Source organism: Janthinobacterium sp. SUN073 (assembly GCF_030397665.1).
GTDB lineage: Bacteria > Pseudomonadota > Gammaproteobacteria > Burkholderiales > Burkholderiaceae_D > Janthinobacterium.
In genome coordinates, this window is record NZ_JAPUBT010000002.1 from 572,877 (window position 1) to 591,538 (window position 18,662).

The following is an 18,662-nucleotide window of genomic DNA, read 5'->3' on the forward strand; positions in this document are numbered from 1 at the left end:
GCTTACGCCTGGGTATCGATGATGCTGCCCAGGGTCGACGAGGCCGACTTGCCCGGGCTCGTCGCCGTATCGGCGCTGCTGGCCGTCTGGGGAGCTTGCTGCGCCTGCGCAGCGGCCGCTTGCAGTTGCGCAATTTGCGCCTGCAAGGCCTGGATTTGCTGTGCCAGCTGCTGCTGCAGCTTTTGCGACGCCTCCGTCTGCGTGCCCTTCTGCGATTCCGTCAATTCTTTTTGCGCCGCCGTGATCTGCTTTTGCAGCGCCGCGATCTGCGAACTGCTGCCCGAACTGGCACTACTGGCCGCGCTGACTGCGCCGCCTGAACCGATTGCCGCTACCATGATGCCTCCTCAGTGTTTCAATACCAAGGTTAACGGCAAGCATGGGGCGCGGATGTAGGGCGGCAGGTGTAAAGGCAGGTAAAGACAGGGAGAGGCGGCTGGCGCCCCGCCCTTCCGGCGATCAGGTCTTCGGCAAGGTCACGCCCACCTGGCCCTGGTATTTGCCGCCACGGTCCTTGTACGATGTTTCGCACACTTCATCGGACTCGAAGAACAACACTTGCGCCACGCCTTCGTTGGCGTAGATTTTCGCCGGCAACGGTGTCGTGTTGGAAAACTCCAGGGTCACGAAACCTTCCCATTCCGGTTCGAACGGGGTGACGTTGACGATGATGCCGCAACGGGCATAGGTGCTCTTGCCCAGGCAAATCGTCAATACGTTGCGGGGAATGCGGAAATACTCGACCGTACGGGCCAGCGCGAACGAATTCGGCGGGATGATGCAATAACCCTTGCCAGACACATCGACGAAGTTATTCGCGTCAAAATCCTTCGGGTCGACGATGGTGGTGTTGATGTTGGTAAACAACTTGAACTCGTCGGCGCAGCGGATGTCATAGCCATAGCTGGAGGTGCCATAGGAAACGATGCGGTTGCCGTCGCGTTCCTTGACCTGGCCCGGTTCGAACGGCTCGATCATGCCCGTTGATTCGGCCATGCGGCGTATCCATTTATCGCTTTTAATCGTCATCGCAGGGGTATCTTTCTAGAATATCGGAATGGCGGGGGCCGCACGCCTGCTGCAGGCACGGCCCGAATGGCAGGATTTTACGCGAAAATCCGCCACTGTTGGCCCTTGCAAGATGAAAATCGTTGGTCTCAGGCTACTGTTTCGCCAGCAAGGAAGTGATCATCTCGCGCACGACTTGCGCCGTCAGTTCAGGGTTTTCCATGGGAAACAGATGGCCACCCGGCACCTGGCGGAAAAACTTGCCGACCAGCTTGCGCGTGGCCTTCAAGCCCGCCTGCCGGCATTCCACCGATTCCGTGCCGCCGATAAAGCCGATGGGCACCGGCAAACCATCCTTGACGAGGCCGCCGATATGGTGCGGCAAGCTGCGATAAACATCCGTTTCCACTTCGCGCGTAAAGCGCAGCTGCACTCCGTCCGGATGGGGGACCAGGCCGCTGTCTATGTAGTCGCGCAACACTTGCGGCGCCCACATGGCGAACATGTCCTTGGCGGCAAAGTGTGCATACGCGGCTTGCGCGTCGGGCCACAGCTTGCGCCGCCGGGCGGAAAACCGCGACGGAGAAAACCGCTCGCCCAGCGCCGTGTTGCGCGCCAAGCGCACCAGCAAGGCGCGCCAGCCCGCCACCACGGGCGAATCGAGCAAGACCACGCAGCGCACGAGATCCGGCCGCTGCTTGGCCACCATCACGCTGAGCATGCCGCCCAGCGAATGGCCGACGAGGATCACGGGCGCGCTGTAGCGGCGCTCGAGGTCGTCGATATACTCGCGCACCAGCTCGGGCCAGCCCGTGCTGACGGGATAATCCGGGTCGTGCGCGTGCATGTCGAGCGCCTGCACGCTGTAATGCTGGCCCAGCAAGCCGAACAGCTTGCGGTAGGTGCCGGCAGGATAACTGTTGGCGTGGGCAAAGTGCAGTTGCGGGAGTGTCATCGTGGGGCTGTGCCGGTGAATGCGATAAACAATTGTAATGGCATGCCGGCAAGCCGTATCAGAGGAAGGCCTCTAATTGCCCCCGCGCCTGGGCCATGCCGGGCACGAACGAAGCCAGTACCTCGCCCAGCTCGGCGTTTGAATCCACCACGCAAAAGGCGTCGTCGAACGCGTGATGACGGTTCATCTGATTGCGCACGACGATGCATTCCAGCCCGGCGGCCCTGGCGGCGCGCAAGCCGCGCGGCGAGTCTTCCACCGCCACGCAGTCTGCGGCGGCCAGGCCCAGGCGCTGCAGGCCCAGCTGGTAGCCGTCGGGCGCCGGCTTGCTCTCGCCATACATTTCACGCGTCAGCACGAAGTCGAAGTGGCGCAACAAGCCCGTGACCGCATGGCTGATCCGGAAATGCTGTGCGTAGGCACTGGTGACCACGCCCATGGCCACGTGCGGACGCAGCGCCGCCAGCACCGGTGCTATGCCGGGTATGGCCAGCCGGTGCGCCTGGCGCAAGCGTTGCGCAAACAGCACGGTGCGCTCGGCGCGCAAGCGCTCGACCAGCTCGATGGCGTGGCCCTGCCCCAGCAGCACATGCCAGGCGCCGTAGTTATTGTCCAGGAACCAGTCAAAGAATTGCTTTGGCGTCAGGTCTATGCCGTAGGGCAAGAGCAAATCGCGGTTGCATTCGTAAAACAGCTGCTCGGTGTCGACCAGCACGCCATCGTTGTCCCACAGCACGCCCCGGATGGTTTTCATGACTAGGCTAGGCTCAAAAACTTACTTGAAGAAGATGTCGTAGGACAATTTCAAGATCAGCAGCACCAGCAGCACGAGGAAGAGAATGCGCACGAAGGCGGCGCCGCGGCGCACGGCGATCCAGGTACCCGTCAGGGCGCCCAGGATATTGCACACAGCCATCGGTGCGGCCACCGCGTACACCACGTGGCCGGCGGGAATGAAAAAGGCCAGCGCGGCCACGTTGGTGGCGATATTCACCAGTTTCGAGCAGGCCGAGGCGAGGATGAAATCGAAGCCGAAGACGCGGATGAACAGGAAAATCAAAAAGCTGCCCGTGCCCGGCCCGAACAGGCCGTCATAAAAGCCGATGGCGCCGCCGATGACGATGGCGAGGATGCGTTCACGCGGGCCGATGGGGCGCGCTTCGCGCGTGCTGCCGAAATCTTTCTTGATGAAGGTGTAGATAGCCATGATGATGATCAACACCAGCACCATGGGGCGCACCACCTGCTGCGGCACATACGACACGGCGGCGGCGCCGATGAAGGACATGACGAAGGCGCTGGCCACGGCGGGCAGCACCAGCAGCCAGGGAATGTTGACCTTGCCGACAAACGAGCGGGCGGCAAACGTGGTGCCGCAGGCGGACGCCAGTTTATTCGTGCCCAGCAAGGATGTCGATGCCATGTTCGGCATCAGGTTGAACAAGGCCGGCAGCTGTATCAGCCCGCCCCCGCCCACGGCGGCATCGATCAGGCCGGCAAAGAAGGCAAATAAACACAGCAGCGAAATGGTCAGCATGATAGGCAATGAGAATGGGCGACAGCGGCAGTATAGGCGCCGTGGATTTTTCCGGATGCAACTTCATATTGCGGAAACCGCAATCAGGCGTAACGCTTGACGGAATGCGCCAGGAGGCCTGACTACTGCTGACTGGTTATCATTGTGAACACGTTTTCCATCGGCCCCAAGTTGCCGGAAAACTCACAGCAGCTGCATCTATCCAGGTTTTTTGAGCCACTTTGGTGTAGTCGAGATCGAAGCCCGCATGCCGTGCCAGTTGCTCGATGAATTGCCGTGCGCTGCGTCCGTTGCCCTCTCTGAACGGATGCAGGGCATTGATTTCGGCATAGTGATAGGCGAGGCGCTTGACGAATATCGGCTTATCGAGCCCGACAATCAGCTTGTCCCGTGCGATGGCTGGAAAGACCTGCTTGTCTGCATAGTTCTGGATCACAGCGTGATGCGCGAAAAACGTGGAACCCTTGGAAATGTCCACGGTCCGAATATTTCCGGCCCAGGCATACAAATCTTGAAAAAGGTAGGAATGTATTGCTTGCAAGTGTGCCAAATCGAATCGTCCAACGACTGGGCTTTCCTGAAGCTCCATGGAGCGCTCGGCAGTTTTACGAAATTCGAACTGCCTCAATCGTTCCTTGTCACGGATATCCGTACCAGGATAACAATAGGGGTCATTGAAAGTCACGCGGCATGCAGCACTGGCGTTTTTTCCTGGTCATCCGCGCTGACAACGAATTGGGCATCGGTCATTGCGCGCACCTGGGCAAGCGTAAGTTCACCTTGAATATAGCGGTCAAGCAACGCCAAGTATTGCGGATCTGGCTCAAAGCCTTCAATTGCCCAACTTGCCAGTGTTTGATTGACGGAACGTTGACGATCTTGCTGGGTAAATTTGGCCATCAATTTCTCCCGTAGAACGATATATCAAAGCAGATTTTAGCATGCTACGCAATGATTGACTTGGCAGCCATGCGGCACTGCCCGAAGTTACTCATGGGAATAGCCGCTCCCTGCACCGCCACGCGATCATTCGTGCGCATTGCAAAAAACGCCATGTGGCATCGCACTTGACGAAATACCTGACACTGCGGTCTACTGGCCTTTTTTGCCGGGAGTCACGCGATGTCGATGAAACTGATGTGGGAGATCCGCGCCTTCTGCACCGTGGTAGAAAAGCGCAGCTTCATCCACGCTGCGCGCATGCTGGGACGCTCGCCGTCGGCCGTCACGCGCGCCATCCAGTTCCTCGAAGACGCCATCGGCGCCGAGCTGATCTTGCGCACGCAAAAGCAATTCACCCTGACGACGGCCGGCGAAACGTATTACGCGTCGGCCAAGCACTTGCTGGAAACGCAGGCCGAGGCGGAAGACCAATTGGCGGAATTGAGCAACTCGCCGCAAGGCTGGGTGCGCCTCTCGGCGCCGGAAATCCTGTCCTTGGGCTTCTTGCCAAAAGTGGTGGCGCAATTTTCGCGCGATTATCCGAACGTCTCGGTGGACATCCATTTCTCGGACAAATCGATCGACCCCATCCAGGAAAAGCTGGACTTCGCCATCCGCGGCGCCTTCCCCCAGTCGAGCGAGCTGATCGGCTATCCCCTGTGGAATTACCGCCGCTACATGTATGCCTCGCCCGGCTACATCGACCGCATGGGCGCGCCGGACGAACCGGAAGAGCTGGCCGGCCACGACATCATCATGCACTCGGCCCCCCGCATCCTGCGCGACTGGCATTTCGTTTCCACCGAACGCAACGTGCGCTACCAGGTGCAACCGCGCTTCCGCTTCACTTCCGGCATCGCCACTTTCCAGGCGGCCCTGGAAGGCGCCGGCATCGTGCGCCTGGCCAGCTGGCTGGCGGAACCCGCCGTGGCTGCCGGCACCTTGTGCCGGGTCTGCACGGCGTACCGGCTGACGTCATCCAAGGAGCTGGACCCCAGCATCCATGCCGTGTATGGCACGTCGAGGATGGCCAAGGGGGCAAGGCTGTTTCTGGAATATGTGCGGCAGCGGGGGCTGGAGATACCCGATGAACGCATAAGTTAGCGCCTATGTCGCGACGATGACATCGCTATACACAGCAAAGTCAGCATCATCGAAAACAAAACCGGCCACCTCGCGCATGCCCAGCCGTTCGACGCAGTGCAAGCACTGCTAGCCGTGGGCAACACCGCAGAGCACCGGTTATGGAAGTCAGAAATCACAATAATTTATTGGGGGGGTGCTTAATGTGCAACCTCACAAGCCGCCACCTCGCTGGCCTTGGCGCCATCCGCCACCTGTACGGCGCTTCGCTTGACATCTCCCCACAGGTAAAAGATGAGAAAAATTCCCACCAGTGGAAAAATAAAGTGCAGGACCTCATACTTTTTTTGCGGTGCAGGACACTCTTCTTCAGCGCAGTTCTTCTTTCGCCATAGCCCCACCATGCCGTAGCGACACAAATAAATAACTGCGTTCATCGTCACTGCGAGTAGCCACACTGCCAAAATAATAAGGAGGCTGCCTAACCATGGCCTGATATTCGGTAGAAAACTCTTCGTCAGCACCTCCGAAAAGACGAGCGACAATAACATTCCGGTGGTAATGGACACTGTATGCGAAATGCCATGTATGACAGGCACCAGCACTTTCTGCCTAAAAAAATGCCCCCACTCGGCAGTCAACAACATCGTGCATGCCACCAGAAATAGGACAAGATTGAACAAGGGCCCTGGAATATCCTGGTAATGCACAATAAATTTGCACTGTAGCGACTTGGCCATGGCATTGACAGGCTGATCACTCGTAAATTGCAACCCAAATAAGATCAAGCCTGTAAACAAGCCACTCGCAATGCCAATACCCGTATGCCGCATCGCCTTCGCCAACGCTGGCGAAACGTCCTCCACATAACGTAACCATTGATCCCACCGAATCGAACGCAGGCGCCGGTAAGCAGCGTCGGCTTTCGCCACCAAGCGCTCGAAGGGATTACATTCATCGCACATAATAAATCTCCTGTCCGGCATCCGGTGAGCCGTATTACCTTATCGCCCATGCCAGTAACGTGGCCGGCTGGCGCGATACCGGGTCACCTCAACAGCGTCCCCAAACTCCAGCACCACCGCGCCTTCCACATCCGTGCGCAGCCGCGTAATCCCCATGTCACCATAGCGCGCATACACCTGCGCCTTCGGATGTTTGTAACGATTCCTGTGTCCGACCTGGAAAATCGCCAGGGCCGGATGGACGGCGTTCAAGAACGCTGGCGTGGAAGACGTTCCGCTGCCGTGGTGCGGCGCCAGCAGCACGTCGGCCGCCAGTTCGCCCTCCGCCGAGCGCGCCAGCAATTGCGCTTCCTGCACCGCCTCGATATCGCCGGCCAGCAAAATTGCATGCTTGCCCGCCGTGATTTTCACGGTGCAGCTGCGGGCGTTCGGTTTCAGAGATATATCGTCGTGGCTGGCGGGCAATGGGTGCAGCATGGTGAAATGCACGCTTTCCCAGCTCCAGCGCTGGCCCGCCACGCAGTGCAGATACGGACGCCGGGCTTGCCGCCGGGCCTCGACGGCCGGGTGGCCGTCGAACAGCGACGACGCCAGCCAGCCCACGTCTATAGTTTCCAGCAAGGACACGGCGCCGCCCGCGTGATCGAGGTCGCTGTGGGAAATGATCACGCCGTCGAGCCTGGCGATGCCACGCGCGCGCAAGTAAGGCACGATGACCCGGCTGGCGCCATCGGAGTCGAGGCTGTAGGCGGGTCCCGTGTCGTACAAAAGACGATGCCCATGGGTTTCCACCAGCACGGCCATGCCTTGTCCCACGTCAAAGGCCGTGATCCACATCTGGCCAGGTGGCGGGCTGGACGGCAAGGCCGTCAGCAGCGGCAGCCAGCCCAGCATGCCCGCCCAGCGATGCGGCCATCCGCGTGGCGCCAGCAGCCATGCCGTGCCAAACAATGCCCAGCAAAAACTCCACATTGGCGGCGCGGGCGCCGTCCACACGGCAAAACGGCGCGCCCCCAGCCAGTCCAGTACCTGCGCCAGCATCTGCACGATGGCGTGTGCCAGCAGCAACAGCCAGTCGCACAAGGGCGCGGGCAGCAGGCTGCCGGCCAGGGACAAGGGCGTGACGAGCAGGCTGATGACGGGAATGGCCAGCGCATTGGCCACAGGGCTGACCAGCGACACTTGCGAGAAAAGCAGCATCGTCAACGGTACCAGCCCCACCGTCACCACATACTGCGTGTGCGCGCCCAGCGCCACGGCCGCGCGCAAACGGCGCCAGCGGCCGGCGCTCTCCGGCAAGGGCGCCGTGGTGCGGCCCGCCGTCGCGTACAGCATGGTGGCGACGGCACCGAACGACAGCCAGAAACCAGGCCACAGCACGGCCCACGGGTCGAGCAGCACCACCACGCCCAGCGCCAGGCACAGGATATGGCCGATGCTGGTGATGCGCCCCAGCCACAAGGCCAGCACCACCACCAGCAACATATATAAAGTGCGCTGCGCGGGCACGCCGAAGCCTGCCAGCAGCACATAGGCAAATGCCGCCAGCGCGCCGGCCAAGGCCGCCACTTTTTGCGCCGGCAGCAGCAAAGGCAGTTGCCGCTCCGTGAAAAACGAGCGCCGCCACAGCGCACCTGCACCCAAGGCGAACAGTCCAGCGATCATGGTGATGTGCAAGCCAGAAATCGAAATCAAATGACTCACGCCCGTGCGGTTGAACACTTGCCAGTCCGACTGCGGGATGGCGCGCTGATCGCCCACCACCAGCGCCACGATCACGCCCGCATATTGCTTACCTTCCAGGCTGCGCACGATACGCGCGCGCAGCGCCGCACGGCTGGCTTCCACCACATTGCCGAAGCCTGGCACGAAGGCCGCCAGGCGCACGTTCGGCGTATCGGCGCGCGGCTGCGGCCGCACATAGCCCGTGGCGCGCACACCCTGCTCCAGCAGCCACGCCTCGTAGTCGAAACCCATGGGATTCGCGTTGCCGTGCGGACGCTGCAATCGCACCGTCAGGCGCCAGCGTTCGCCCGGCTGCACATCGCCCACCTCGTTCGTCACCTCATCGCGAAAACCCGCGTACCAGGACAGGGCGATCAAGGGAGGAACCTTGGCCCCTACCGCTTTTTCCACCGCAAAATTGAAGCGCACGCCCTGCTCGAAGCGGTACGGCAGGCTGGCGATGGTCCCCGTGACGGTGATGTCCTGGCCTTCATCAGCCAGCGCCAGCTGCGGCGCCATGGCGGCTTGGGCCAGCCAGGCGGCCCAATAGAAGCCCAATCCCACGCCAGCGGCAAGCGTGCCAACGCAGCGCCAGCGCGCGTGGCGGCGCAGCGCCAGACTAACCGTGAACCCTGCGCCAGCGATCAACCACAGCAGCACGCCGGCATGGAGCGGCAAGCTGGCCTGCGTCTGCAGCCAGGCGGCGCCAGCGGCAAAGCCGAGTATCAGGGTGCGCATAAGAAGGCAGAATCAAGGCAGGATCAAGGAAAAATCCGCTCGCTGGAAAGGGACTCAGATACTCTGATCGTTTTCCACTCCTTGCCGTCTGATCTGGCGCAAGGGTAACGTGAAGAACACGCTCATGCACGCAATGCGCCGCCACCGCTGGCGACACTTTCCTCATGCTAAGATGACCACCCGGCGCCAGGGCGCCACGACTTTGCGGATATTGCATGCCCCCACTGACAGCGGCCGAAACCTATTTGCAGGATTTTCATCAACGGCAAGTCGGCGTGACGAGCGCCGCGTTTGCACACCTGCCAGCCCGCTCTGCGTCCACCAGCTATGCCTCGTCCTATGCCGCACTGAGCGACCTCGTACCGATCGGCAATAGGCCGTTGAGCGTGCTCGACCTTGGTTGCGGCAATGGCCATCTGCTGGGATTGCTGGCCGCCCGGCAACAGGCGCAGCTGCAACTGCTCGGCATCGACATGAGCGAGGCCGAACTGGCCGTGGCGCGCGCCGCCCTGCCCCCGTCAGTACGACTGCTGCAAGGCCGCGCCCAGGCGCTGGACGTGCCATCGGCCAGCGTCGATTATCTCGTCTCGCACATGGCGCTGATGCTGATGGACGACATCGAACAGGTCATGCGGGAAATGCGCCGCGTGCTGCGCCCAGGCGGCCAGTTCGGAGCCATCGTCGGCCGCACCTTCCTGTTGGGCGAAGTCAACGACGTTTTCATGCGCGTGTTCAAGCCCATCGCCAGCGACGCGCTGCCACCGCTGCGCTTCGGCGACCGGCGCACGGGGTCTGAAGCGGGCTGGCGCGAACTGCTCGATGCCGATTTCGCAGACGTCGAGTTCGACGACATCGACGTGCCATGGGCGCCCACGCCGGGCGCACTGTGGACCGCACTGCTGGACACCTACGATATCGACCGTCTGGACGATGACGCCAGGCGGCGCCTGCGCAGCGCGTTCCTGGATGCCGTGACGCCGCTGCAAGCCGGTGACGGGACAATCGCTACCGGCTGGGGCCTGCGCCTGGTGCGTGCGCGTGCCGCCTGAACATGCAAATGCCAAGGCTGGCGCCACCACCGCCCGTCCCCATCGACGGTATAATCGGCCTCGCTTACTTCAACACCCAGGCACGACATGACTTCCTCCGCACTTCCTCCCGACACTTCCATCGACATTTCCGACAGCACCGAAGACAATAGCGACGCCACCCTGGTCGCGGAACTGGGGGAACTGGCCGAGCATATCCGCCTGGTCAAGATGGAAGGCCGCGTCTTCGTGCGCTTTTCCGGCACGGTCAAGGCCGGCCATCTGCTGGTGCCGTATGCGCTGGTGCCGGCACAGGGCGTGCTGGCGCGGCCCGCCAAGTGGCGCAAGATGGACCGCGAGGCCAAACTGGCCCTGGTGCGCGAACGGGCCAGCGCGGCCGTCTTCGAAGAGCTGCGCCAGCATGTGATCGATTTCGTCGCCGATATCGCGGGCCTGAGCGAGGACGTGGATACGGACCCGATGGTCTTCCTGCACACCTTGGCCGACATGCAGACGTCGGAGCCGGCAGGCATGGTCTTTGACCGCATCCGCCAGCGCTTCAATCACGCCATCGAGCGCCAGCAGGAAGAACAGCACGCGGCGCGCACGCGCCAGAGCATCAACCTGGCCGAGTATCCGGCCTCATTCGAGATGGCGCGCCGCCTGCCGCGCCGCTTCGTCGCCCTATTGGGGCCGACGAATTCCGGCAAGACGCACCGCGCCATGGAGGCGCTAGTGAAAGCAAAGAGCGGCATCTACCTGGCGCCATTGCGCTTGCTGGCCCTGGAAAACTACGAACGCCTGCAGGAAGCCGCGCCGCACGGAAAACCCTTGGCCGTGAGCCTGATCACGGGCGAGGAGCGCAGGGTCATCGACGGCGCCACGCACGTGGCCAGCACGGTGGAAATGCTGGACACGAAAACCGTCGTCGAGGTGGCTGTCATCGATGAAATCCAGATGCTGGCCGACCCGGACCGGGGCGCCGCGTGGACGGCGGCCGTCTGCGGCGCGCCCGCCCACACCGTGTACCTGGTGGGGGCGCCGGAAGCACGGCGCGCCATCGAAGCGCTGGCCGAGCGCCTGGACTGCCCGCTGGAAGTGCACGTATTGAAGCGCATGGCGCCACTGTCGATGGAGCCGACCGCCGTGCGCAAGGTGCGCAACCTGCGCCGCGGCGACGCCGTCATCGCCTTTTCGCGGCGCGAAGTGCTGATGTGGCGCGACATGATCACGGAAACGGGCCTGTCCGTGGCGACTGTGTACGGCAACCTGTCGCCCGAAGTGCGGCGCGCGCAGGCGCAGCGCTTCCGCGACGGCACGGCCGATATCGTCGTCGGCACGGACGCGCTGGCGATGGGCCTGAACATGCCGATCGCGCGCATCGTCATGACCACCTGCGTCAAATACAATGGCCGCGAAGAGGAAGAGATTTCCGCCGCGCTGGCGCGTCAGATCGCCGGGCGCGCGGGCCGCTATGGCGTGCATGAAGAGGGCCTCGTGGCCGGCTACGACAACGAGACGCATGAAGTGATGCGCGCGCTGCTCAAGGAAAAGCTGCACCCGCTGAACACCAGCGGCTTTGCCGTGGCGCCCTCGCTCGAACATTTGCACCGCATTTCGTCGGTGACGGGCGAGCTGTCGCTGTCAAAACTACTGCGCCGCTTCATCCACAATATCGACGTGCCGGACGGATTCTTCTTCCCGCGCATCACGCAAGACCAGCAAGATCGTGCCATCTGGCTCGACACATTACCCCTGTCCGTGGCCGACAAGTTCACCCTGTCGCTGGTGCCGATATCGAGCAAGGTGCCGTCCTTGCAAACGGCGTGGGAGCACTGGTCGAAGAATCTGTCGCAGGGAAAAACCAGCACCTTGCGCCAGCACGCGTATGGCGGCGGCACGCAGAATCTGCAGCAAGTGGAAGACACTTGCCGCTACTACTCGGCGTATGCCTGGCTCAGCTACCGCCTGCCCGAATTCTTCCCCGATATCGCCGTGGCGCAGAACCTGTCGCGCGACGCGTCGGAACGGGTCGACTCCATCCTGCGCGCGCACAATGCGGCATCGCGTGGACGCGCGGGCAAAAAGTTCAAATAGGGGTCAACGGATTTCCCAGAACCACACTTCCGCGCAATCCCAGTAGCACTCGGAACCGCACACCTTCACGCCGATGGATGGCAGCAGGATGTCGATATGCCCGCCCGCGCCACCCAGGTAACCGGGAATGCGGAAGAAGGCGACGAGGCCCTTGCGCTGGCCGATGCCGGCGATGGCCGCATCGCGGCTGAATTTCTCGGGTGCGCCAAACATCGAGGGGCTGGCCAGCATATGCGCCAGCTTGGCCTGTCCCGGTTCGATCAGCGCGCCCTTGAACGGCCCCTTGCGGATGGCCATGCGGCCCTTGACCTTGACGCCGACCTTGATCAGGGCCAGGCTGACGCGGATGGCGCAGGTGTTGGCAAAGCTGTCCTTGCCGATCAAGTCTTCCCAGCCGATTTCGCCGAACAGGGCCGCCTGGTCGACGGCGGCCACGCTCGAATAATTCTCACGCAGCTTGATGAATGCAGGTTTCACGTCAGCCTCCTGGTGGTGGGGTGGAACAGGGGAAACGCCGCGCCAGGATGGCGACGATCAGGGTGGAAGCGTCACCCTGACGCGCTCTGGCAGGCAATTTCTTCAAGTCAGCAACGACCTGCGCATCGATTTCCAGCGACTTCACGCGGCCCGTATCACACCACAGGCGGCCCTGCGCCGCATCGGCCACGCCGGCCAGGTAGCCTTTGGCGTAGCGCTGATCGAGCAGGAAGACAGCATCGGCCATCGCTCCCTTGGCCGGCCCTTCCTGGTAATACGCGATCAGCTGGTCGGCACTCAGGCGCGGCGCCGGAGGATAGGCCACGCCCTGCCCGCGTGCACCGGGGAGGCCCAGGCTCAATACAATGAGAAGGGAGGAGACATGCATGGCCATCCATGGTCAGTGGGGAAGGTCTGGCCGATTGTAGAACGATGCGGCTGTCCCGCACTGAGCGAGGTCAAGCGTAGGTCGGATTAGCGCGTCCGAAGGGCGCGCGTAATCCGACGACATTGTTGGCGCTACGGGTGTCGGGTTACGGCCTTTGGCCTAACCCGACCTACGTCTGCGAGGCCGGTGAACGTTACGGCGTGCCCGGCCCCGCGTAATGCAGCTTGAGCACCAGCCCATTATGGTCATCGGCCATATAGATGTCGCCATCCTGCCCCTGCTTCACGTCGACGGGCGCGCCCCTGCCCTGCTTGCCCTTGCGCTCCCAGTTGCTGATCAACTCGACGGACTTGCCCAGCGGCGCCCCCGCCTTGTCGGGCAGCAGCGCCACCAGGCGGTGGCCGTTGCTGCGGTAGCCGTGGTAGCCGATGATCAGGCTATTCTTGTACAGCTCGGGGAAGCGGCTGGCCGTGTAGAACGTCATGCCCAGCGGCGCGGCATGGCCGGGCAGCAGGCGCTGCGGCGCCACGTATTGGGCGGCGCAAGCCGTCTTCGGATATTCCGGACTGGCGACGTTGTCGTCGTAGCAGTACGGCCAGCCGTAATGCCGGTCGGCCTTGATCAGGTTCAGTTCTTCGTGCGGCAGGTTCTCGTCATTTTTCAGCTGCGGCATGGCGGCCTGGATGGCGTCGCGCGCGTTTTCCGCCTGCCATAATTCGCCCGTCGCAGGATGAAAAGCCAGCGCCATCGAATTGCGCAAACCGCGCGCATGCGTGCGCCAGCCCGTCACCGTGCCAGCTGGCCAGTCCATCTTGTATTCGCGGATGGCGCCCAGCGCTTCCGGACCTTCCGCCGAGGCGCATGGCTTGGCCGGGTCGGGCGCCTTGCCATCGTTCTCGCAATGGTCGGTGCTCGAGCCCACGTTCACATACAGGTCGCCCTTGGGGCTGAAACGCATGTTCGTCAGCAGGTGCAAACCGAGGCCCGGCAGGCGCGGCGTTTTCGCCGTGCCGCCGATGATGTCGGTGAGGGCACGCGATGGATCGCGCAAGTCGAAGCGGAAAATGCGTCCCACCTCGCCCACGTAGACCATGCCGTCCGGTCCCTGCACGATGCCGTTCGGGCGATCTAGCTTGTCGAGCAGCAGCTTGCGCTCGTAACCGGCGCCGGCCGCCTTGCGCTGCAACAGCCACAACTTACCCTGCTTCGGCGCCCATCCCGCCATGTCCGTGACGAGGATGTCGCCATTCGTCAGCGGCAGCACGCCACGGGGGAATTTCAGGCCGTCGGCCAGCACGGCCACGCAAAAGCCGGCCGGCGTAGTGACGTCGAGACGCGGCATGCCGTCGCACTGGGCGTTTGGCGCCGCCATGGCGGGCGCCAACACGGTGGACAGGCAGGCCGCCAGCGCGCCGGTGATGATCTTCTTGTTCATGAGGGTATTTCCATCAAGGGTAATCGGGGCAGCACGGCGCGCGCGTTGACGCTGGTGGCAACGGCCACGTCGGCCAATGCCAAGCCGCGCAATTCGGCCAGCACGGCGCCGATGCGCGGCAATTCTTCGGGACTGTTGCGGCCCGGGTGGACCCAGCTGGGGGAAATGTCGGGCGCATCCGTCTCCAGCACGATGGCGTCCAGGGGCAAGTCCGTGGCCATGCGGCGTATCTGCAGCGCGCGGGTAAACGTCATGGCGCCGCCGAAACCGAGCTTGAAACCCAGGTCGATATAAGCCTGCGCCTGCTGGAAGCTGCCATTGAACGCATGCGCGATGCCACCGTTCGGACGGATCTGGCGCGCGTGCTTGAGCACGATGTCCTGCGAGCGGCGCACGTGGGTCAGCACGGGCAAATCAAAGTCGCGGGCGATTTTCAGCTGTTCGCGCAAAAAATGCTCCTGCCTGGCGCGCATGGCCGGTTCGCACAGCATGGGGATGAAGAAATCGAGGCCGATCTCGCCGATGGCGACGAAACGCGGGTCATGCATGGCCTGCGCCACGGCTTCGCGCAGGGCGATCAAATCGTCGTCGGTGGCGTGCGGCACGTAGATCGGGTGGATGCCCAGCGCATAGCAGGCATTGGGCGCAGCTGCCGCCATGTCGCGCACGATGCTGAAATTGGCCCGTTCGACGGCGGGAATGACGATCATGCCCACACCCTGCTGCTGCGCGCGCGCCGCCACCTGCAGCGATTCGCCGCCGAATTCGTGCGCGTCGAGGTGGCAGTGCGTGTCGATCCACATGGCGGACTCCTAGTATTGCTCAGTATTGATAAGGCTGCAGCCCTTCGTCCGTCAGGCGCAGCACGCGGTCGCAGCGCTTGGCCAGTTCGATATCGTGCGTGACGATGACGAAGGCCGTGCCCAGGGTGCGCGACAATTCCAGCATCAGGTCGAAAATCTGTTCTGCCGTGGCGTGATCGAGGTTGCCCGTCGGTTCATCGGCCAGCACGCAGGCCGGCTGCGTGACGAGGGCACGGGCCAGGGCCACGCGCTGGCGCTCGCCGCCCGACAATTCGCCCGGCGTGTGCGTGACGCGCTTGGCCAGGTTCACGCGCGTGAGAATCTGCTGCGCCAGCTCGGTGGCGGGCGCGCGCTTCATGCGCCGTATCATCAAAGGCATGGCGACGTTGTCGAGCGCGGAAAACTCGGGCAACAAGTGGTGGAACTGGTAGACAAAGCCCAGCGAGGCATTGCGCAAGTCGCCGCGCGCCTTTTCGCTGAGGGTGGCGAAATCCTTGCCCAGCAGGGTCACCTTGCCGCTGGTGGGCGTATCGAGGCCGCCCAGCAGGTGCAGCAGGGTCGACTTGCCGGAGCCGGAAGCGCCGACGATGGCGACCCGCTCGCCGCGGTGGACGTCGATGTCGATGCCGGCCAGCACCTGTACCTTGTAGCTGCCCTGCGTAAAAGTCTTGCCCAGGCCGCGACAGGACAGGACGGCGGAATCGGCGGAAGCGCCGTTGGAGGCAGGTTTGTTCAGATCGGTCATGGTAGTCGTCAGTGGTTTATTCATAGCGCAGGGCTTCCGCAGGTTTGACGCGGGCAGCCCACCAGCTTGGGTACAGGGTCGCCAGGAAGGCGAGGATCACGGCCAGCACGCCGATCTTGCTGACGTCGGGCCAGCGCAGGTCGGACGGCACGGTGCTGATGAAATAGATGTCCTTGGAGAGGAACTGCACGCCCAGCAAATGCTCGATGAAGGGCACGATGATGTCGATATTCATCGCCACCAGTACGCCGCCGCCCACGCCCAGCAAGGTGCCCAGGATGCCCACCAGCGCGCCCTGGATCATGAAGATCTTCATGATGGAGCGGGGCGAGGCGCCCAGCGTGCGCAAAATGGCGATATCGGCCTGTTTGTCCGTCACCGTCATCACCAGGGTCGACACGAGGTTGAACGCGGCCACGGCGATGATCAGGGTCAAAATGATGAACATCATGCGCTTTTCCGTCTGCACGGCGGCGAACCAGTTGGCGTTCAGCTTGGACCAGTCGCGCAGCCACAGGTCGCCCGGCATGGATTTTTTCAATTCGGCTGCCACTTGCGGCGCCTGGTTCATGTCGACCAGGCGCAAACGCAGGCCGGACGGGCCGTCGAGGCGCAGCAGGCGTTGGCCGTCTTCGATATTGATGAAGGCCAGGCCGGCGTCGAATTCATTGTGGCCTGCCTGGAAGATGCCGCTGACGGTGAAGCTGCGCATGCGCGGCAGCACGCCGGCCGGCGTGACCTGGCCCTGCGCCAGCATCAACGTCACTTTTTCACCGAGGTTGACGCGCAAGGCGCGCGCCAGCTCGATGCCCAGCACGATATTGAAGGTGCCCGGCTGCAGCGCCTTGAAGCTGCCCATGCGCGTCTGGCCGGCCACATCGGACACGTTCGGCTCTTCCTCGGGCAGCACGCCGCGCACGATGGCGGGACGCAGCGCGTCGTCGCGCAGCAGCATGCCCTGCGTTTCCACAAACGGCGCCGCGCCTTTGACGGCCGGATTCTTGAACGCCTGGGCCGCTTCGGCGCGCCAGTCCGGCATGCTGCCGCTGTTGTCGAACACTTCCACGTGAGCCAGCACGGACAGCATGCGGTCCGTCACTTCCTTCTGGAAGCCGTTCATCACGGACAGCACGACGATCAGCGCCGCCACGCCCAGGCCGATGCCGGCCATGGAAATGAGGGAAATGAAGGAGATAAAACTGTTGCGGCCACTGCGCTTGCCGGCCCGCGTGTAGCGCAGGCCGACCAGCCATTCGAAAGGAATATTTTTTAACATGCTTGTGATGTGATTGATTCTTGTGTAAGCGACATGCCAACGTGCTGACCCAACGGCGAAGTGCCGGGGTCGGACCCTGAGGGTCCGACCCCAGGTTCTGCCTTAGGGGTAATTTTCTCATTCATAGCGCAGCGCCTCGGCCGGCTTGACTCTGGCGGCGCGCCAGCTCGGGTAGATGGTCGCCACCAGCGCCAGGCCAAAGGCGATCAGGCCGATCTGCGCCACGTCCAGCCAATGCACGTCGGACGGCACGGCGCTGATCTGGTAGATTTCCTTGGAGATGAAGTGCAGGCCGAAGATGCCTTCGATGAAGGGCACGATGACGCCCACGTTCAGCGCCAGCACGACGCCGCCGATCACGCCCAGCGCACTGCCCAGCAAGCCCACCAGCGCGCCCTGGATCATGAAGATCTTCATGATGGAGAACGGCGAGGCGCCCAGGGTGCGCAAAATGGCGATGTCGGCCTGCTTGTCGGTGACCGACATCACCAGCGTCGAGACGAGGTTGAACGCGGCCACGGCGATGATCATGCTGAGGATGATGAACATCATGTTCTTCTGGCTTTGCACCAGCGCATACCAGCTGGCGCTGGCGCGCGACCAGTCGCGCATCCACAGCTGGCCCGGCATCGAGGCTTTGAGTTCGCGCGCCACCTGCGGCGCCTGGTTCATGTCGTGCAGGCGCAGACGCAGGCCGGACGGGCCGTCGAGCTGCAGCAGCTGCTGCGCATCCTGCATGTTGACAAACGCCAGGCTGCCGTCGAGTTCATTGTGACCGGCCTCGAAGATGCCGGCGACTTTCAGCGCCCGCATGCGCGGCATGACGATGCCAGTGGCCGGGTCGCCCGCCCTTGGCTCGCGCTCCAGCATCAGGGTCACGTTCTGCCCCACCTGCACGCCCAGCGCCTTGGCCAGGTCGATGCCCAGCACGATGTTGTACGAGCCTGGCGTGAGATCCTTGAAACTGCCCTGCTTCATCTGGGAAGCCACGCTGGAGACAGTCGCTTCCTGCTGCGGCAGCACGCCGCGCACGACGGACGGGCGCATGGTTTCGTCGTTCAGCAGCATGCCCTGGGTTTCCACGAACGGCGACACGGCTTTCACTTGCGGGTTGGCGTAGGCGGCGCGCTCCTGCGCCTGCCAGTTCGGCATGGAGCCGCTGGTGTCGAACACCTCGACGTGGGCCAGCACCGACATCAAACGGTCGGTGACTTCCTTCTGGAAGCCGTTCATGACGGAGAGCACGACGATCAGGGCGGCCACGCCCAGGCCGATGCCGGCCACGGAAATGAGGGAGATGAAGGAAATGAAGCTGTTGCGGCCACTGCGCTTCCCGGCGCGCGTATAGCGCACGCCGACCTGCCACTCAAAAGGAAATTGTTTGATGATGCTCATGCGCTCCCGCGACAACGTAATATGCGAGCGCGCAGTGTGCCACACAATGGGCTTTTTATGCATGA

The 18,662-nt window shown here is 62.7% G+C and carries 19 protein-coding genes; 3 read left to right on the forward strand and 16 right to left on the reverse strand.

Translation table 11 applies throughout. The features are described from left to right. Positions 1-2 precede the first annotated feature (2 nt). The 7 genes from O0882_RS10540 to O0882_RS10570 form a co-directional block, all read right to left on the reverse strand. The gene (locus O0882_RS10540; RefSeq protein ID WP_289947688.1) at positions 3-338 is read right to left on the reverse strand and encodes a FlxA-like family protein; all 336 of its coding nucleotides are present in this window, start codon (positions 336-338) and stop codon (positions 3-5) included. A gap of 121 nt (positions 339-459) precedes the next feature. After that, the gene (gene dcd, locus O0882_RS10545; protein ID WP_071076830.1) at positions 460-1,029 is read right to left on the reverse strand and encodes a dCTP deaminase; all 570 of its coding nucleotides are present in this window, start codon (positions 1,027-1,029) and stop codon (positions 460-462) included. A gap of 133 nt (positions 1,030-1,162) precedes the next feature. After that, positions 1,163-1,963, reverse strand: a complete 801-nt coding sequence (locus O0882_RS10550; protein WP_289947691.1) for an alpha/beta hydrolase — start codon at positions 1,961-1,963, stop codon at positions 1,163-1,165. Positions 1,964-2,021: 58 nt separating this feature from the next. Then, a complete protein-coding gene (locus O0882_RS10555; RefSeq protein WP_289947692.1) occupies positions 2,022-2,717 on the reverse strand; it encodes an HAD family phosphatase in 696 nt (231 codons plus the stop codon). 21 nt (positions 2,718-2,738) lie between these two features. Continuing rightward, positions 2,739-3,500, reverse strand: coding sequence for a TSUP family transporter (locus tag O0882_RS10560; protein ID WP_289947693.1), 762 nt, complete (start codon positions 3,498-3,500; stop codon positions 2,739-2,741). 139 nt (positions 3,501-3,639) lie between these two features. After that, positions 3,640-4,185, reverse strand: coding sequence for a Fic family protein (locus O0882_RS10565; RefSeq protein WP_289947695.1), 546 nt, complete (start codon positions 4,183-4,185; stop codon positions 3,640-3,642). Next, complete coding sequence (locus tag O0882_RS10570) at positions 4,182-4,400, reverse strand: antitoxin VbhA family protein (RefSeq protein ID WP_289947697.1); 219 nt, start codon at positions 4,398-4,400, stop codon at positions 4,182-4,184. The genes O0882_RS10565 and O0882_RS10570 overlap by 4 nt, the downstream gene beginning before the upstream one ends. A 222-nt stretch (positions 4,401-4,622) precedes the next feature. Here O0882_RS10570 and O0882_RS10575 point away from each other — a divergent pair, with 222 nt between their 5' ends. After that, positions 4,623-5,546 carry a LysR family transcriptional regulator gene (locus O0882_RS10575; RefSeq protein ID WP_289947699.1) on the forward strand — a complete coding sequence of 308 codons (924 nt, stop codon included), beginning with the start codon at positions 4,623-4,625 and terminating at the stop codon, positions 5,544-5,546. Positions 5,547-5,725: 179 nt separating this feature from the next. On the opposite strand, the gene O0882_RS10580 is transcribed toward O0882_RS10575, so the two are convergent. Together O0882_RS10580 and O0882_RS10585 are read right to left on the reverse strand one after the other, a co-directional pair. Next, the gene (locus O0882_RS10580) at positions 5,726-6,490 is read right to left on the reverse strand and encodes a hypothetical protein (RefSeq protein WP_289947700.1); all 765 of its coding nucleotides are present in this window, start codon (positions 6,488-6,490) and stop codon (positions 5,726-5,728) included. Between the two features lie 39 nt (positions 6,491-6,529). Then, the gene (locus O0882_RS10585) at positions 6,530-8,953 is read right to left on the reverse strand and encodes a DNA internalization-related competence protein ComEC/Rec2 (RefSeq protein ID WP_289947702.1); all 2,424 of its coding nucleotides are present in this window, start codon (positions 8,951-8,953) and stop codon (positions 6,530-6,532) included. 215 nt (positions 8,954-9,168) lie between these two features. On the opposite strand from O0882_RS10585, the gene O0882_RS10590 reads away from it, so the two are divergent. Then, the gene (locus O0882_RS10590) at positions 9,169-10,002 is read left to right on the forward strand and encodes a class I SAM-dependent methyltransferase (protein WP_289947705.1); all 834 of its coding nucleotides are present in this window, start codon (positions 9,169-9,171) and stop codon (positions 10,000-10,002) included. Between the two features lie 87 nt (positions 10,003-10,089). Further along, a complete protein-coding gene (locus O0882_RS10595) occupies positions 10,090-12,078 on the forward strand; it encodes a helicase-related protein (protein ID WP_289947706.1) in 1,989 nt (662 codons plus the stop codon). Between the two features lie 3 nt (positions 12,079-12,081). Here O0882_RS10595 and O0882_RS10600 read toward each other — a convergent pair whose 3' ends face one another. From O0882_RS10600 to O0882_RS10630, 7 genes are all read right to left on the reverse strand, one after another. After that, positions 12,082-12,555: a T6SS effector amidase Tae4 family protein gene (locus O0882_RS10600; protein WP_289947708.1), complete on the reverse strand. Its 474-nt coding sequence runs from the start codon at positions 12,553-12,555 to the stop codon at positions 12,082-12,084. Between the two features lies 1 nt (position 12,556). Next, the gene (locus O0882_RS10605) at positions 12,557-12,943 is read right to left on the reverse strand and encodes a Rap1a/Tai family immunity protein (protein WP_289947710.1); all 387 of its coding nucleotides are present in this window, start codon (positions 12,941-12,943) and stop codon (positions 12,557-12,559) included. 193 nt (positions 12,944-13,136) lie between these two features. Further along, positions 13,137-14,378, reverse strand: a complete 1,242-nt coding sequence (locus O0882_RS10610; RefSeq protein ID WP_289947711.1) for a PQQ-dependent sugar dehydrogenase — start codon at positions 14,376-14,378, stop codon at positions 13,137-13,139. After that, the gene (locus O0882_RS10615; RefSeq protein ID WP_289947712.1) at positions 14,375-15,181 is read right to left on the reverse strand and encodes a TatD family hydrolase; all 807 of its coding nucleotides are present in this window, start codon (positions 15,179-15,181) and stop codon (positions 14,375-14,377) included. The genes O0882_RS10610 and O0882_RS10615 overlap by 4 nt, the downstream gene beginning before the upstream one ends. A 19-nt stretch (positions 15,182-15,200) precedes the next feature. Next, a complete protein-coding gene (lolD, locus tag O0882_RS10620; RefSeq protein WP_035819561.1) occupies positions 15,201-15,926 on the reverse strand; it encodes a lipoprotein-releasing ABC transporter ATP-binding protein LolD in 726 nt (241 codons plus the stop codon). Between the two features lie 16 nt (positions 15,927-15,942). Further along, a complete protein-coding gene (locus tag O0882_RS10625) occupies positions 15,943-17,202 on the reverse strand; it encodes a lipoprotein-releasing ABC transporter permease subunit (RefSeq protein ID WP_289947713.1) in 1,260 nt (419 codons plus the stop codon). Between the two features lie 117 nt (positions 17,203-17,319). Next, entirely contained in the window at positions 17,320-18,597 is a 1,278-nt protein-coding gene (locus O0882_RS10630; RefSeq protein WP_289947715.1) for a lipoprotein-releasing ABC transporter permease subunit, read from the reverse strand. Positions 18,598-18,662: the final 65 nt, after the last annotated feature.

What these genes read in the sequence shown, in the direction of transcription:
- O0882_RS10540 (WP_289947688.1), bottom strand. Translation starts at nt 338, where the DNA reads ATGGTAGCGGCAATCGGTTCAGGCGGCGCAGTCAGCGCGGCCAGTAGT.
- dcd (WP_071076830.1), bottom strand. Translation starts at nt 1,029, where the DNA reads ATGACGATTAAAAGCGATAAATGGATACGCCGCATGGCCGAATCAACG.
- O0882_RS10550 (WP_289947691.1), bottom strand. Translation starts at nt 1,963, where the DNA reads ATGACACTCCCGCAACTGCACTTTGCCCACGCCAACAGTTATCCTGCC.
- O0882_RS10555 (WP_289947692.1), bottom strand. Translation starts at nt 2,717, where the DNA reads ATGAAAACCATCCGGGGCGTGCTGTGGGACAACGATGGCGTGCTGGTC.
- O0882_RS10560 (WP_289947693.1), bottom strand. Translation starts at nt 3,500, where the DNA reads ATGCTGACCATTTCGCTGCTGTGTTTATTTGCCTTCTTTGCCGGCCTG.
- O0882_RS10570 (WP_289947697.1), bottom strand. Translation starts at nt 4,400, where the DNA reads ATGGCCAAATTTACCCAGCAAGATCGTCAACGTTCCGTCAATCAAACA.
- O0882_RS10575 (WP_289947699.1), top strand. Translation starts at nt 4,623, where the DNA reads ATGTCGATGAAACTGATGTGGGAGATCCGCGCCTTCTGCACCGTGGTA.
- O0882_RS10580 (WP_289947700.1), bottom strand. Translation starts at nt 6,490, where the DNA reads ATGTGCGATGAATGTAATCCCTTCGAGCGCTTGGTGGCGAAAGCCGAC.
- O0882_RS10585 (WP_289947702.1), bottom strand. Translation starts at nt 8,953, where the DNA reads ATGCGCACCCTGATACTCGGCTTTGCCGCTGGCGCCGCCTGGCTGCAG.
- O0882_RS10590 (WP_289947705.1), top strand. Translation starts at nt 9,169, where the DNA reads ATGCCCCCACTGACAGCGGCCGAAACCTATTTGCAGGATTTTCATCAA.
- O0882_RS10595 (WP_289947706.1), top strand. Translation starts at nt 10,090, where the DNA reads ATGACTTCCTCCGCACTTCCTCCCGACACTTCCATCGACATTTCCGAC.
- O0882_RS10605 (WP_289947710.1), bottom strand. Translation starts at nt 12,943, where the DNA reads ATGCATGTCTCCTCCCTTCTCATTGTATTGAGCCTGGGCCTCCCCGGT.
- O0882_RS10610 (WP_289947711.1), bottom strand. Translation starts at nt 14,378, where the DNA reads ATGAACAAGAAGATCATCACCGGCGCGCTGGCGGCCTGCCTGTCCACC.
- O0882_RS10615 (WP_289947712.1), bottom strand. Translation starts at nt 15,181, where the DNA reads ATGTGGATCGACACGCACTGCCACCTCGACGCGCACGAATTCGGCGGC.
- lolD (WP_035819561.1), bottom strand. Translation starts at nt 15,926, where the DNA reads ATGACCGATCTGAACAAACCTGCCTCCAACGGCGCTTCCGCCGATTCC.
- O0882_RS10625 (WP_289947713.1), bottom strand. Translation starts at nt 17,202, where the DNA reads ATGTTAAAAAATATTCCTTTCGAATGGCTGGTCGGCCTGCGCTACACG.
- O0882_RS10630 (WP_289947715.1), bottom strand. Translation starts at nt 18,597, where the DNA reads ATGAGCATCATCAAACAATTTCCTTTTGAGTGGCAGGTCGGCGTGCGC.